We start from the raw sequence: 13,912 nt of genomic DNA, 5'->3' as shown, positions 1-13,912 counted from the left end.
GCCGCGGGATTTTTCTTTCTACGTTTGATCAGGTAGGACCACATGCAGCCGTTGCCCCATGGTCGGGTTCGTTTTCGTCACTGTTTTGCAGCCATCACACTGCTTGTTGCTTGCAGCGCACCGGCCTCGGCCGCCGAGCAATGCCCGATCTCCGAGGCCGCCATCAGCAAAGCCGGCGGTCTCCACCAGGCGATCATCGCCGCGATGAAGACCGAGTTCAGCTGCGAAGGCGCATACCGGATTCTCGAACTCTGCCAGCTTGGTTCGTCCGGTGATAATGCATTTTCCAGCATCGTGCTGTCGAAATGTGAACCGCGCTTTCTCCCCAAGGCGCTCCCCGCGACCAAGGCCGCCTATGAAAAGGCGCGTGCGAAATGCGACAAGATCGCAGAGAAGAACGAGGGCTCGATGTATCAGAGCCAGGCCGCGATCTGCATTGCGCGCTCCGGGCGGGATTTCGCGCGGAAATACGGGACGAAGAGCTAGGGGTCCTGTCGGCCACGGCGCGTTAGCGTAGACGACACAGAAAAGCCCCGCGATGTGATCGCGGGGCTTTTTGTTGAGTTGGTCGGGCTTACGCCGCCTTGCTCTGCTTGCCGTCCTGGATGGCGCGCCAGATGCGCTCGGAGGTCAACGGCATGTCGATATGCGTGACGCCGTAGTCGCTGAGTGCATCGACCACCGCATTGACGATGGTGCAGAGTGAGCCGGCGCAGCCGGCTTCGCCGCAGCCTTTGGTGCCCAGCGGGTTGGTCGTCGCCGGCGAGGGATGATCGCCGACCAGCATCAGCGGAATGTCGCCGGCGCGGGGCATCGCATAGTCCATGAAGGAGCCGGTGATCGGCTGGCCCGACGCGTCATAGCTGACTTTCTCCATCAGCGCCTGGCCGATGCCCTGGGCCACGCCACCATGCAACTGGCCGGCGACGATCATCGGATTGACGATGGTGCCGAAGTCGTTGACCGCCGCGTAATTGACGATGGTCAGCACGCCGGTGTCGGGATCGATCTCGACTTCGGCGACGTGACAGCCGTTCGGGAATGTCGAGGGCACGTCCGATGAGGTGTGGTCGACGTCGAGCGAGGAGGGTACGCCGTCCGGCATCTTGCCCTCGCGCACACGCTGCGACAGTTCCATGATGTCGATGGAGCGGTCAGTGCCGGCGATGGTGAAGCGGCCGGCCTTGAACTCGATATCGGCTTCGGACGCTTCCATCAGATGTGCGGCGGCAGCCTTGCCCTTGGCAATGACGAGATCCGACGCCTCGACGATGGCCTGGCCCGAGGCGGTAATCGAACGCGAGCCGCCAGTGCCATTGCCCATGCGCACGAGGTCGCTGTCGTTCTGCTCCAGGCGAATAGCGTCGAACGGCACGCCGAGCTGCGCCGATAGCACCTGCGCGAATGGCGTGGCATGGCCCTGGCCATAATCCAGTGTGCCGGTGGTTAGCGTCACGGTGCCGTCTTCGCCGAAGGTCAGTTTGCCGAGTTCGCCTGACGGCGGCGCGGTGACTTCGAGATAGGAGCCGACGGCAATGCCGCGCAGCTTGCCGTTTTTGCGGCTGTCCTTCTTGCGCCTGGCGAAGCCGGCGTGATCGGAAATTGCCAGCGCCTTCTCAAATACGCCCTGGAAATCGCCGCTGTCATAGGTGACGCCGGAGGCGGCCGCGAAGGGCAGCTGCGACGGCTTGATGAAGTTGCGCTTGCGCAGCGTGAAGCGATCGATGCCCATCTCGTCGGCAGCGCGGTCGATCAGCCGCTCCATGAAGTAGTTGGCCTCGGGGCGCCCGGCGCCGCGATAGGCGCCCATCAGCGTGGTGTTGGTGAGCACGCATTTGATGTCCACCGACAGCAGCGGCGTCTTGTAGACGCTGGCGAGATTCTTGCCGGTGTTGAGCGACAGCGGGCTTGGCGACACGCCGGTGATATAGGCGCCGAGATTACCGTAGCCTTTCAGGCGCACCGCGAGAAACTTGCCGTCCTTGTCGAGGGCGAGTTCGGCATGGATATCCTGGGCGCGGCCCTGGCTGTCGGACAGGAAGCTAGAGGAGCGCTCGTCGAGCCACTTCACCGGCTTGCCCAGTTCCTTCGCCGCATGCAGCAGGCAGATATATTCGGGGTAGCTGATGTTCTTCATGCCGAACGATCCGCCGACATTGCCGGTGAGGATGCGGACCTTGTCGGGCGCGACGTTAAGCTGCTTGGCCAGCGTATTGCGGTTGCCGGCGACGCCCTGGGTCGGCACCTGGATCACGTAGCGGCCGCCGGATTTTTCGTAAGTCGCGAGCGCGCAGCGCGGCTCCATGGACACCACGGCGACGCGGGTGTTCTCGATGTCGAGTTTGGTGACATGCGCGGCAGACGCAAAGGCGGCCTCGATGGCGCCGGTGTCGCCATAATGATAGTCGAGCGCGACATTGTTCGGGATGTGGTCGTAGAGAACAGGCGCGCCTGGCTTCGTTGCGGCCTCGCAATCGGTGACGGCGGGCAGGGCGTCGATGTCGAGCACGACGGCTTCGGCGGCATCGCGGGCCTGCGCGACTGTTTCAGCCACCACGAAGGCGACGGGGTCGCCGACATAGCGCACCTTGTCGGTCATCAAAGCATGGCGATTGGTCTGGAACAGCGGGGTGCCGTCCTGGCTCTTCAGCGGCAGACCGCAGGTGAAGGGGCCATAATTGGCGGCTTCGAGATCCCGGCCGGTCCAGACGCCGCGGACACCCGGCATCGCCTTGGCAGCCTCGGTATCGATGCCGCGGATCACGCCATGGGCATGGGGACTGCGGACGATCCAGGCATAGAGCTGGCCGGGCAGGTTGACGTCGTCGGTATATTTGCCCTTGCCGCGGACGAGGGTGTCGTCCTCCTTGCGGCGGACAGGCTGGCCGACCCCGTATTTCTGCATGGCGATGGCGTTGTCGACGGGCGAGCCGGTAAAATCTTGCATGATGAATCCATCAAATGTGGATGATTCCAGGATTTGGCGCGGGGGCGCGCCCCTGTAAGTCCCTGAGATAAGGCAGCGTGACCTGTACGACAACGGACGATTGGGCATGGGGGTGCGCCAAGGTTGCGCTGATCCTGTGCCCTGCTAAACTTTCCGTGAAAGATATTTCCAAGAAGGTTTCCACGCCGGCCGGAACGGTCGCGGAAAGACAGATTGAATGGATGATGACACGCGGCTTCGCGGCGGCCATGGGCCGGGCGAGGGTGTGCAGGGATTGGTTGCGGCATTGGCCGACGGCGGGCGCGAAGCCGCATGCGCCAACACCTATGCCGCGCTCGATCTCGGAACCAATAATTGCCGTCTCCTGATCGCCTGTCCTACGGGCGACAGTTTTCGCGTGGTCGATTCGTTTTCACGGATCATCCGGCTGGGCGAGGGCGTCTCGACATCCGGCGTGATCAGCGACGCCGCGATTGCCCGCGCGATCTCGGCGCTCAGCATCTGCCGCGACAAGATCCGCGCGCGGGACGCACAGCGGCTGCGGCTGATCGCAACCGAAGCCTGCCGCGCGGCCTCGAATTCGGACGCGTTTCTCGACCAGGTGGCGCGCGAGACCGGCATCACGCTGGAGATCATCGATCGCGAGACCGAAGCGGCGCTGGCTGTGATTGGCTGCTCGCCGTTGATCGATCCGCAGGGCCGCGGTGCCATCCTGTTCGATATCGGCGGCGGCTCGTCGGAACTGGTGCGCATCGAGCGTGATCCCACGGATCCCTCGGGCAAACCGCTGATCAAGGCGTGGATGTCGATCCCGCTCGGCGTGGTGACGCTGGCCGAGAAGTTCGGCGGCAAGCATGTGACCCGTGAGAGCTACACGCAGATGATCGCGGAGGTCGCCAGACACGTGGCGCCGTTCGCGGCCGAACATGCCGGCGATCTTGACGGCATGCATATGCTGGGCACCTCGGGTACCGTGACCACGCTGGCCGGCGTCTATCAGGGCCTCGCGCGCTACGATCGCCGCCGCATCGACGGCATCTGGCTCAGCAATGCCGAGCTCGACGAGACCATCGCCAGGTTGCTCGACATGACCTACGCGGAACGCGCGGCCAATCAGTGTATCGGCCCCGACCGTGCCGATCTGGTGCTGTGTGGCTGTGCCATTCTGGACGCCATCCGCAACGCGTTCCCGCTGCCGCGGCTGCGCGTGGCCGATCGGGGGCTGCGCGAGGGCATGTTGGTGGAAATGATGCGCGAGGATGGCGCGATCCGCGCCTCCTGAGCCTGATTTTCCCGATTCAGGGCGAATATTCGGGTTTCCCGCCATGCCGTGCTAAGGGAAACGCGAATAGCTGAAAGCAAGCACGAGACCATGGCCAAAGACACCACCGGACGCCTGCGGATCCAGGTCAAGAGCGCCGGCAGAATGAAACTGTCGTCGAAGCTCTGGCTCGACCGCCAGCTCAATGACCCCTATGTGCAGCAGGCCAAGAAGGACGGCCTGCGGTCGCGCGCGGCCTACAAGATCATCGAAATCGACGATAAGTACCGCTTCTTGAAGCCCGGCCTGTCCGTGGTCGATCTCGGCGCTGCGCCTGGCGGCTGGAGCCAGATCGCGGCGCGGCGCGTCGGCTCGGCCGAGGGCAAGGGGCAAGTGGTGGCCATCGATCTCCTGGAAATGCCGGAGATCGTCGGCGTGACCTTCGCCCAGATGGACTTTCTCGACAATGATGCGCCCGACAGATTGAAGGCGATGATGGGCGGCCTCGCCGACGTGGTGATGTCCGACATGGCGGCCAACACCACCGGCCATCGCAAGACCGATCAGCTCCGCATCGTCGGCCTCGTCGAGGACGCGGCAGCCTTCGCCGCCGACGTGCTCAAGCCCGGCGGCACCTTCGTCGCCAAGGTGTTCCAGAGCGGTGCCGACGCCACGCTGATGACCCAGCTGAAGCGTGATTTCGCGACGGTGAAACATGTGAAGCCGGCGGCGAGCCGCAAGGACTCCTCGGAGCGCTACGTGCTGGCGATGGGTTTTCGCGGCGTGGCAGGCGATCACCGGCTCGGTGAGCACGACAACTAGGTCGTGAGCGCATACGCGACTCTAAGTCCGATTTGGTAGAGCGCTCGATCTCACTTGTGTGATGGCAACACCGGAGATGGCGAGCAGCGCCCCGACAATCAATGTTGGAGTGATATGCTCGTCAAGGAACAGCGCGCTTGAAATCAGGGCAAAGACCGGAAGAAGCAAACCGAATGGCGCCACGCGGCCCATGGTGCAGCGAGCGATGAGCCAGAACCAAAGGCCAAATCCAACAATTCCGCCGATGAAAACAGTGTAGGCGAGCGCGAGCCAACCACGTTCATCCGCCGTGACGAGGGACGTCAATTGTCCATCTTCAAGGACGAACGACATCAGCATCACCTGCGGCACCGTGAAGAGAGAGGACCAGCCCGTTAACATCAAGGGGTCGAAGGGTCCGTGCCGCTTCGTTAAGACGTTGGCGACCGCGAAGGCGAGTGCTGCCCCGACCACCAGCAGAATCGGGATAGCGTTTGCAGACAGACCAGGCCCCGCTGCAAGCACGACCACGCCGAGAAATGCCAGCAACACCCCACTAGAGGTTATGAGAGACGGTCTCTCCGCGAGCAGCGGCCAAGCCAAGAGGATGGTGAAGGGCGTGGCGAGTTGATATGCGACGGCCGAAATGCTTCCGGAGCCAAGCCCGAGGCCGACATAGAAGAGGCCGAAGTTCAGCCCACCAAGAAAGACCGAGATCGCGGCGACAGGGCTGAGCTCCTGACGTGCGGGCTTTTTGACGAACGGAACGAGCAGCAATGCCATAGCCAGAAAGCGCAGGCCAAGGAAGAAGAGCGGTGGAAATTCCACAATGCCCACCTTGATGACCACGAACTGATAACCCCAAAGCAAGGGCACCATCACTGCGCAGACAATCTGGATGAGCGACATGACACTTTCCATTCAAGACTGTTCAGTCCAGATATAGGTGCGTTCAACCAGCGACGCCTTGACGCGTTACCTGATGAAGCGTTCGAGAAGAGCGTCAACGGTGGCTTGCGATGTGCTTCGTGTGGGACGTGTTTTACCTACGACACGCAGCCCCTCGACGAAGCAGACCAGCAGTCGCGCCGCGCTTGCAGGCTCGACACCATGAGCCAACTCGCCTGCGGCCTTCGCGCGCGACAGCGCATTGGCTACTTTGGCCTCCATAGTTTTGAAAAAGCTGCCGAAGCGGCGATCGACTTCCGGGTCGCGGCCACCCAACTCCATGGCTGTCGCGACCAGCAGGCATCCGCGGCGACCATTGGCGCCACTCGTCCGATCGACGTAACCAGCAAGGTAGGCCCGTAGACCAGCGACTGGCGCGCCACGCGGGTCGAGTTCGATGTCCATCCGTAGCAGGGCGTCGGCAATGTAGCGATCGAGCGCACGCAGGAAGAGTCCGCGCTTGTCACCGAAGGCGGCGTAGAGACTGCCACGCGAGAGGTTCGTCGCCTGAAGAAGGTCCGGAAGCGCCGTGGCATGATAGCCGCGCGACCAGAACACGTTCATGGCGCGCTCGATGGCGGCTTCCGTGTCGAAACCTCGGGGGCGGCCGCGCGGCAACCGCACAGGGGAATGATGTTCCATTAGTGATATATGGACCGATTGGTCGTTAATTGCAAATGACAGCTTAAGGTGATGGGCGCGGGGAGTTTATGACAGGGCGCGCTTTGGGCGATCTTTCGGCTCTCGTCATCTTAGGGTCGGATGATCTGCTTCGCGCTCTCGCATTTCGGCGACAGCATCGGCACGTTCGGCCATGACCAGTTTCGCCAGGATCCATCGCGCTCGACGCAGGCCGGCGGTGTTTTAGCGGCAGCCGGATCGGTCGGCTCGTTGGCGTCCTGCGCGGTCACCTGCTCAATGGGCGCGGGCTTCGGCGGAAATCGCCTGTTCACATATTCGAACGACATGACGCCGGCGATGATCGTGAGGACGATCGTGGCGAGACCTATGGCCCATTGCGAGCGCGTCACAACTCACCCCAGCTTCTGATCCCTTGCATCTGCGGTGCCTTCGCTGGCCGCCTTGACGGCGGCTTTTGCCTCGCCCTTGCGGCTGGCGATATCGATCACCTTGCGGCCGGAGATTTCGTGGCCGGCGTCGTCCGGCATCTGCCAGAAGAACCAGGCCGAGGCGGCCGAGATCACGGACACCACGAGGAAGGCCGGTGCAAAATCGGCGGCCGACAATTCGGTCATGCCGCGCATCAGCATGGTGGATTCCACAGAGAATGCACCGATCGCGACGCCGGCGGAGATCGACAGCTGCTGGTTGACGCTGACCAGCGTGGTGGCGCGGCTCATCTGCGCCGTCTCCACCTCGGCATAGGCAACCGTGTTGATCGCGGTGAATTCGAGCGAGCGGAAGAAGCCGCCGACCACCAGGATGATCAGGATCAGCATCAGCGGCGTGGTCACCGTGAACAGCGCACAGGCAGCAAGGAATACCGAACTCACCACGGCGTTGATGGTCATGACATTGCGGAAGCCGAAGGCGCGGATGATGCGTGCCGCCAATGTCTTCATGCCCATGGCGCCCACCGCCGAGCCGAAGGTCACCATGCCCGACTGGAACGGCGACAGGCCGAAGCCGACCTGCATCAATAGCGGCAGCAGGAACGGCAATGCGCCGATGCCGAGCCGGAACAGGAAGCCGCCGATGATGGCGGCGCGCAAGGTCACCAGCCGCATCAGCGAGAAGTCCAGCACGGGGGACGCGGTGCGCCGGGCGTGGATCACGTAGAGGGTCATCGACACCGTGCCGATGCCGACCAGTGCGGCGACGATCGGCCATGGCAGCAGATTGAGGCCGGCGACCGAGAGGCCGAAGGCAATGCCGGCAAGGCCGACGCCGGCCAGCACCAGACCCAGCAGATCGAAGCGCTCCGGATCCTCCGAGCGGATGGGATCGATGAAGCGCAGCGCCAGATAGATGCCGAGGCAGCCGATCGGGATATTGATCAGGAAGATCCAGTGCCACGAGAAGTAGGTGGTGATGAAACCGCCCAGCGGCGGTCCGATCACCGGGCCGATCAGCGCCGGCACCGTCATCCACGCCATGGCACTGACGAGCGCGCTTTTGTCGATGGAGCGCAGCAGCACGAGGCGTCCCACCGGCGTCATCATGGCGCCGCCGAGGCCCTGGATGATGCGGGCGATGACGAAATGCGTGACCGATTGCGACAGCGCGCAGCCGATCGAGCCGATCATGAACACGCCGATGGCGATCGAGAACACCGCGCGTGCGCCGAACCGGTCGGCGGTCCAGCCGGAGGCCGGAATGAACACCGCGAGCGAGAGCAGGTAGGAGGTGATCGCCAGCTTCAGCGTCAGCGGGCTGGTGCCGATATCGGCGGCGATGGCTGGCAGTGAGGTCGCGATCACCGTGGAGTCCATGTTTTCCATGAACAGGGCGGAGGCGACGATGAGCGGGATCAGGCGTTCTTTATTCATGAAATTATTGATGATTCTTACGAGTGCCCAAGCTGCGGGCGCTTTAACATCCTGCCGGGGCGTGGGCTATTGCGAGAGGCCGAATACCTCCTAAATCATCCGTGACTGCGCCCGCCCGGCTGAAGGCCGAAAACGCCTAAAATCCCTGTGCATGGCAGCCAAACGCTTTGATTTCGCGCAGCAGCATGCTATCGACCACCGCCAATCCTACTTATGGGTTCAGATTCGACGACGGTGTCCTGCGCCGCCGTCGAATTGGTGCATCCAGAGGTTTCTACCGCGATCCCGAGGTCGCCGCATGGAGTTGGCAATGGCAGTCGTTCAGAAGATCCGCGAAGCGTACACGTTCGATGACGTTCTGCTGAAGCCCGGCCTGTCGGACATCCTGCCTTCCGACGCCGATATCCGCTCCCACGCCACCCGTGCCATTCCGCTCAATATTCCGATCATCGCCTCGGCGATGGATACCGTCACCGAGGCCCGCATGGCGATTGCCATGGCGCAGGCCGGCGGCCTCGGCGTGATCCACCGCAACTTCGATCCGGAAGGCCAGGCTGCCCAGGTGCGCCAGGTCAAGAAGTACGAGTCCGGCATGGTGGTAAATCCGCTCACCATCGGCCCCGATGCCAAGCTGGCCGAAGCGCTGGCGCTGATGAGCGAGCACGGCTTCTCCGGCATTCCCGTCGTCACCGGTGCGAGCAAGGACGTCCCCGGCAAGCTGGTCGGCATTCTCACCAACCGCGACGTGCGCTTCGCCAGCAATCCGAACCAGAAAATTTCCGAACTGATGACGCACGAGAATCTCGTGACCGTGCGCGAAGGCGTCAGCCAGGACGAAGCCAAGCGCATGCTGCACAAGCATCGCATCGAGAAGCTGCTCGTCGTCGACGATCAGTATCGCTGTGTCGGCCTGATCACCGTGAAGGACATGGACAAGGCCGTCGCGCATCCCCTTGCCAGCAAGGACGCGCAGGGACGTCTGCGTGTAGCTGCCGCAACCACCGTGGGCGAGGGCGGTTTCGAGCGCACCGAACGTCTGATCGATGCGGGCGTCGATGTGGTCGTCGTTGACACCGCGCATGGTCATTCGATGCGCGTGCTGGAAGCCGTGACGCGCATCAAGAAGATTTCGAACTCCGTGCAGGTGATCGCCGGCAACATCGCCACCACCGAAGGCGCGCAGGCGCTGATCGATGCGGGCGCCGATGCGATCAAGGTCGGTATCGGCCCGGGCTCGATCTGCACCACGCGCATCGTCGCCGGCGTCGGCGTGCCGCAGCTCACCGCGATCATGGATGCGGTGGAAGCCGCGAAGAAGCACAACATTCCGATCATTGCCGACGGCGGCATTAAATTCTCGGGCGATCTCGCCAAGGCGCTCGCTGCCGGCGCTGACATCGCCATGGTCGGCTCGCTGCTTGCGGGCACCGACGAGACCCCCGGCGAAGTGTTCCTGTGGCAGGGCCGTTCCTACAAGGCCTATCGCGGCATGGGTTCGGTCGGCGCCATGGCCCGCGGCTCGGCGGATCGCTACTTCCAGCAGGACATCAAGGACACGCTCAAACTCGTGCCGGAAGGCATCGAGGGCCAGGTGCCCTATAAGGGCCCGGTGGCCAATGTGATGCATCAGCTCGCCGGTGGCCTGCGCGCCGCCATGGGCTATGTCGGTGCCAAGACGCTGACCGAATTCCACGACAAGGCGGAATTCGTCCGCATCACCAGCGCCGGACTGCGCGAAAGTCACGTGCATGACGTGACGATTACCCGCGAAAGCCCGAACTATCCGGGCGGAGCTTAACTATACCGGGCACTATTGCGGTGCCGCATAGGCATCGCTGCCTAAATTGAGCCCCACAGATCGGCGAAAACGCGCTATTGTTCGCGCGTCACGTGCGCTGTCGGCCATGGATGTCCCGTTATGGATTTCCAGGGCCGGACGAACCCGGCCGCGGAGCTTGGCTCCGTGTCGCGTTGTGATGCTCATTTTCGACAATGACCTCGTCACGCGTCGAAGTAACACCCGCAGAAAAGAACGTTGGATACTATGGCCATTGAATGGACGGACGAACGCATTGCGGCTCTCGACACCGCGCAACTGAAAAACCTGCGTGAGAACGCCACACGCCGCGAGGTCACGGCGCTGGTTGAGCTTTGCACCACCGAGCTCGCCAAGCGTAACGCCGACAAGCCGCGCAGGATCGGCCAGCCGCGCAGCGAGGCCAAGCAGTTCGAGCATGACATGTCGGCGGAGCTCGCAACCGTCGGCAAGGCGATGGCCGAGAAATACGATCTCTCCGAAGCGACCGCCAAGGCGAAGTCCGAAGGCGTGAAGGGCTTCAAGGCGCACAAGCTGCTCGGCTCCGATGGCCATGCCAAGCTCGGCGGCATGCAGCGCGACGGCTCGGTCGCAGTGGATCGCTACATCTCCTATCGCCGCGGCACGGATATAGCGTCGCTCAGCGTGTTCCTGCTCAAGGACCAGCCGATCGAGGCGCATGAATTTCAGGTCATCGCGCCGCTGACGATGCTCGACGGCGGCAAGCCGGTGGCTGAAATCCGTCCGACGGCAACGGCGGCGCAGAAGCAGTCGGCCGACGGTGGTCTGTCTTTCAAGGATCTCGACAGCGCAGCTGCAGCATTCGACAAGGTGCTGGCGAAGATCACTGCCTGATATTTGCCGGTTTACGTTTTGAATGCGGCGCGCGATCATCGCGCGCCGCATTTTTTTGCGATCAAGAAAGAGAAACGGAGAAGTCCCATGTCAGCAGCCAAACGCGTCGTTCTCGCATCGCGCCCGCACGGTGAGCCCGGCCCATCGAATTTCCGTATCGAGGATTATGCGGTGCCGATGCCGGGCGCAGGCGAAGTGCTGCTGCGCACGATCTGGCTGTCGCTCGATCCCTACATGCGTGGGCGCATGAATGACGGCCCGTCCTATGCCGCGCCGGTGCCGGTGGATGGCGTGATGGAAGGCGGCACGGTGTGCGAGGTGATCGCCTCGAACAATCCGGGTTTTGCCAAGGGCGATATTGTGCTCGCCCATGCCGGCTGGCAGACCCATGCGATCTCCGACGGCAAGGGCCTGCGCAAGCTCGATCCGAAGCTGGCACCGATCTCGACCGCCGTCGGCATTCTCGGCATGCCGGGCATGACCGCCTATACCGGCCTGCTTGCCATCGGAAATCCGCAGGCCGGCGAAACTGTGGTCGTTGCCGCGGCGTCAGGTGCCGTGGGCTCTGCAGTTGGCCAGATTGCGAAGATCAAGGGCGCACGTGCCATCGGTATCGCGGGCGGCGCCGACAAGTGCCGCTATGTGAAGGAAGAACTCGGCTTCGATGAATGCCTCGATCATCGCGATCCGGATTTTCCGGCGAAGCTGAAAGCCGCGTGCCCGGGCGGCATCGATGTGTATTTCGAGAATGTCGGCGGCGCGGTGTTCGAGGCAGTGTTTCCGCTGCTGAACTTCTTCGCGCGCATTCCGGTTTGCGGATTGATCGCACAATACAACGATACGACGTCGGAGGCGCCGAAATGGGCCGGCGCGATGATGCGCAACGTGCTCACCAAGCGCCTCAACTTCCGCGGCTTCATCGTGCGCGACTTCGCATCGATGCATGGCGACTTCCTGCGTGACATGTCGCAATGGGTGCGCGAGGGCAAGGTGAAGTACAAGGAGCACGTCACCGAAGGTCTCGATAACGCGCCAACGGCGTTCATGGGGCTGCTGAAGGGCGCGAATTTCGGCAAGCAGCTCGTGCGTGTCGGGCCGGACAAGATTTAGCTTCTGACGTCGTCCCCGCCTGCGCGGGGACGACGTCAGGTTTACGTACGCGCCGTGCCGTCCGCATTGATGACGGTGAACAGATCGATGTCGACTTGCCCCGGCGCGTGGCGGTGGCGAACTTCAAAGCCGTCGGGCTGGAAACTGTATTCCACGAGCCCGACTTCCTTGACGCCGATCGTCTCCTGCTTGTCCTCGGGACGAATGATGAAACTGCTCGATGGCGCCCAGACATGCCTGACGCCGCGCCATATGTAGTCGCGCCGCTGGTGCACATGACCACAGGCGACGAGCCGCAGATCGACAGGGTCAAGCAGATCGATGAGACGACGGCGCGCCGGCATCGGGACATAGCGGATCGACGTCGCGGCCAGTTCCGGATCGTCCGGGGCATTCAGAAATAGCGGTTTGTGGATGAACAGCGCCAGCGGTCGTCCGTTCAGGCCCGCCAGTTGCGAGGCGAGCCAGTCGAACTGCTCCTCTTCGCAGGCGAGCCCGCTATTCATGATCAACGAGTTTAGACCGATGAAACACCAGCCAGCCGCGTTGAAGCGCCAGTGATCGTGTCCAAAGACCGACACGAATGCCTGCCGGTTCTGCTCGGAAATCAGCTGGCTTGGCGGCGGGGCGACCAGAGTCGGGTTGTCGCCGATGTCGTGATTGCCCGGCAGATAGCGGCAGGCGACGGGAAGGGCGTCATGCTGTGACCTGGCGAAGGCGAGGTCATCGGGATGGCCCGGGCCATCGAAGGCAAGGTCGCCGCTATTGATGACGAGGTCTGGCTTTGCCGCGTCGATGAACGCGCAGACGCGCTGGAAATTTGCGACGAATTGCGGAAAGCCTGCGCTGAGATGCGTATCGGTGATCTGGATCAAGCGGAATTCGGACATGGCGGGAACTCCTCTGGCGGGGAGTGTAGCCATCTCGGATGTCAGTCAGATGGCTCGGGCGACCGAAAGGTTAGATCACGCGATATCTGATCGCATAGCCGTCGTTGGTGCGGGCCGTCTTGCCCGCGCGGGCTGAGGCGCTCACCTGATCGACCAGATGCCACGGGCTGAATTCAGTCGAGTGGCTCGGGCTTGCGGCCAGCCGCAGTTTGAAGATCAGCGGTGCTTCGCCGGGCACATTCACGATCATCACACGCTGCGCGGTGCGAAATTTCAGCGGCACCGTACCCCTGAGAATGCTCTCGCCCTTGTTCGTGAAAGTCGGGCCTTCGCTGATGGCGGCGAGGGCCTGGTTGCGGTCGGTATGCAATTCGATCTGCGTGGCTTCCGCGATGATCTTCGCCGCGACCGCGTCGGGCAGGCGGATTTCGAATTCGACAGCGGGCCTGGTCGGATTGATGCCGAGATAGCCCAGTGCCGTGTGGCGCATGTCGGTGGCGGCGAAGGCCAGCAGGCCCAGCACGGCCAGCGCCGCGACGCCGTGGTGGACCACGTCATGGACCGAGCGATACCGGGCTCGGAAATAGAGATTCAGCAGGATGGCCACCGCGAGCGCCGCGGCGGCGCCAGCCAGGGTGGACATCATGAGGCCGGCCCAGCTGTCCGGGTCGCCGGGCGTCAGCATCGCAAAGAGGGCATCGAGATAGGCCATGGCAGGGCTCACGGGCAGAACTCTTGAGGCTGGCGCGCCGCCGGGCAGCGCCTGCAAATGGG

13 protein-coding genes are annotated in these 13,912 nt (G+C 62.9%); 6 read left to right on the top strand and 7 right to left on the bottom strand.

Annotation, left to right across the window (positions count from 1 at the left end):
• Window positions 1–42 precede the first annotated feature (42 nt).
• Entirely contained in the window at window positions 43–486 is a 444-nt protein-coding gene (locus AB7783_RS10405) for a hypothetical protein (protein ID WP_441277568.1), read from the top strand.
• An 88-nt stretch (window positions 487–574) separates the two neighbouring features.
• Here the strand turns inward: AB7783_RS10405 and AB7783_RS10400 are convergent, their stop codons facing one another.
• A complete protein-coding gene (locus AB7783_RS10400) occupies window positions 575–2,947 on the bottom strand; it encodes a xanthine dehydrogenase family protein molybdopterin-binding subunit (protein ID WP_441277567.1) in 2,373 nt (790 codons plus the stop codon).
• A gap of 217 nt (window positions 2,948–3,164) precedes the next feature.
• On the opposite strand from AB7783_RS10400, the gene AB7783_RS10395 reads away from it, so the two are divergent.
• Window positions 3,165–4,229 carry a Ppx/GppA phosphatase family protein gene (locus tag AB7783_RS10395; protein WP_441277566.1) on the top strand — a complete coding sequence of 355 codons (1,065 nt, stop codon included), beginning with the start codon at window positions 3,165–3,167 and terminating at the stop codon, window positions 4,227–4,229.
• A 90-nt stretch (window positions 4,230–4,319) separates the two neighbouring features.
• A complete protein-coding gene (locus tag AB7783_RS10390) occupies window positions 4,320–5,030 on the top strand; it encodes an RlmE family RNA methyltransferase (protein WP_068730972.1) in 711 nt (236 codons plus the stop codon).
• A 21-nt stretch (window positions 5,031–5,051) separates the two neighbouring features.
• Here AB7783_RS10390 and AB7783_RS10385 read toward each other — a convergent pair whose 3' ends face one another.
• The 4 genes from AB7783_RS10385 to AB7783_RS10370 form a co-directional block, all read right to left on the bottom strand.
• Complete coding sequence (locus AB7783_RS10385) at window positions 5,052–5,918, bottom strand: DMT family transporter (RefSeq protein WP_441277565.1); 867 nt, start codon at window positions 5,916–5,918, stop codon at window positions 5,052–5,054.
• 66 nt (window positions 5,919–5,984) lie between these two features.
• On the bottom strand, window positions 5,985–6,521 hold the full coding sequence (locus AB7783_RS10380; protein ID WP_441277564.1) for a TetR/AcrR family transcriptional regulator: 537 nt from the start codon (window positions 6,519–6,521) through the stop codon (window positions 5,985–5,987).
• Between the two features lie 188 nt (window positions 6,522–6,709).
• Window positions 6,710–6,988 (bottom strand): hypothetical protein, encoded by a 279-nt coding sequence (locus tag AB7783_RS10375; RefSeq protein WP_441277563.1) that lies wholly within the window; start codon window positions 6,986–6,988, stop codon window positions 6,710–6,712.
• A 3-nt stretch (window positions 6,989–6,991) separates the two neighbouring features.
• Window positions 6,992–8,467 (bottom strand): MFS transporter, encoded by a 1,476-nt coding sequence (locus AB7783_RS10370; protein ID WP_441277562.1) that lies wholly within the window; start codon window positions 8,465–8,467, stop codon window positions 6,992–6,994.
• 310 nt (window positions 8,468–8,777) lie between these two features.
• Between AB7783_RS10370 and guaB the strand changes: the two genes are divergently transcribed.
• From guaB to AB7783_RS10355, 3 genes are all read left to right on the top strand, one after another.
• Window positions 8,778–10,265: an IMP dehydrogenase gene (gene guaB / locus AB7783_RS10365; RefSeq protein WP_089263865.1), complete on the top strand. Its 1,488-nt coding sequence runs from the start codon at window positions 8,778–8,780 to the stop codon at window positions 10,263–10,265.
• A gap of 246 nt (window positions 10,266–10,511) precedes the next feature.
• Window positions 10,512–11,138 carry a hypothetical protein gene (locus AB7783_RS10360; RefSeq protein ID WP_089263866.1) on the top strand — a complete coding sequence of 209 codons (627 nt, stop codon included), beginning with the start codon at window positions 10,512–10,514 and terminating at the stop codon, window positions 11,136–11,138.
• Between the two features lie 87 nt (window positions 11,139–11,225).
• Complete coding sequence (locus AB7783_RS10355) at window positions 11,226–12,248, top strand: NADP-dependent oxidoreductase (protein WP_441277561.1); 1,023 nt, start codon at window positions 11,226–11,228, stop codon at window positions 12,246–12,248.
• Window positions 12,249–12,289: 41 nt separating this feature from the next.
• On the opposite strand, the gene AB7783_RS10350 is transcribed toward AB7783_RS10355, so the two are convergent.
• Complete coding sequence (locus AB7783_RS10350) at window positions 12,290–13,138, bottom strand: metallophosphoesterase family protein (RefSeq protein WP_441277560.1); 849 nt, start codon at window positions 13,136–13,138, stop codon at window positions 12,290–12,292.
• A gap of 70 nt (window positions 13,139–13,208) precedes the next feature.
• Window positions 13,209–13,862 (bottom strand): acriflavin resistance protein, encoded by a 654-nt coding sequence (locus tag AB7783_RS10345; protein ID WP_439077452.1) that lies wholly within the window; start codon window positions 13,860–13,862, stop codon window positions 13,209–13,211.
• Window positions 13,863–13,912: the final 50 nt, after the last annotated feature.

It is taken from the genome of Tardiphaga sp. 172_B4_N1_3 (assembly GCF_052076035.1).
Classification (GTDB): Bacteria; Pseudomonadota; Alphaproteobacteria; order Rhizobiales; family Xanthobacteraceae; genus Tardiphaga; species Tardiphaga robiniae.
Note: the sequence above shows the minus strand (reverse complement) of the source record. Positions and strands in the feature narration are given on the sequence as shown.

Coding starts and splice junctions, on each gene's coding strand:
- AB7783_RS10350 (WP_441277560.1), bottom strand. CDS start 13,138: ATGTCCGAATTCCGCTTGATCCAGATCACCGATACGCATCTCAGCGCA.
- AB7783_RS10395 (WP_441277566.1), top strand. CDS start 3,165: ATGGATGATGACACGCGGCTTCGCGGCGGCCATGGGCCGGGCGAGGGT.
- AB7783_RS10355 (WP_441277561.1), top strand. CDS start 11,226: ATGTCAGCAGCCAAACGCGTCGTTCTCGCATCGCGCCCGCACGGTGAG.
- AB7783_RS10370 (WP_441277562.1), bottom strand. CDS start 8,467: ATGAATAAAGAACGCCTGATCCCGCTCATCGTCGCCTCCGCCCTGTTC.
- AB7783_RS10380 (WP_441277564.1), bottom strand. CDS start 6,521: ATGAACGTGTTCTGGTCGCGCGGCTATCATGCCACGGCGCTTCCGGAC.
- AB7783_RS10390 (WP_068730972.1), top strand. CDS start 4,320: ATGGCCAAAGACACCACCGGACGCCTGCGGATCCAGGTCAAGAGCGCC.
- guaB (WP_089263865.1), top strand. CDS start 8,778: ATGGCAGTCGTTCAGAAGATCCGCGAAGCGTACACGTTCGATGACGTT.
- AB7783_RS10385 (WP_441277565.1), bottom strand. CDS start 5,918: ATGTCGCTCATCCAGATTGTCTGCGCAGTGATGGTGCCCTTGCTTTGG.
- AB7783_RS10400 (WP_441277567.1), bottom strand. CDS start 2,947: ATGCAAGATTTTACCGGCTCGCCCGTCGACAACGCCATCGCCATGCAG.
- AB7783_RS10360 (WP_089263866.1), top strand. CDS start 10,512: ATGGCCATTGAATGGACGGACGAACGCATTGCGGCTCTCGACACCGCG.
- AB7783_RS10405 (WP_441277568.1), top strand. CDS start 43: ATGCAGCCGTTGCCCCATGGTCGGGTTCGTTTTCGTCACTGTTTTGCA.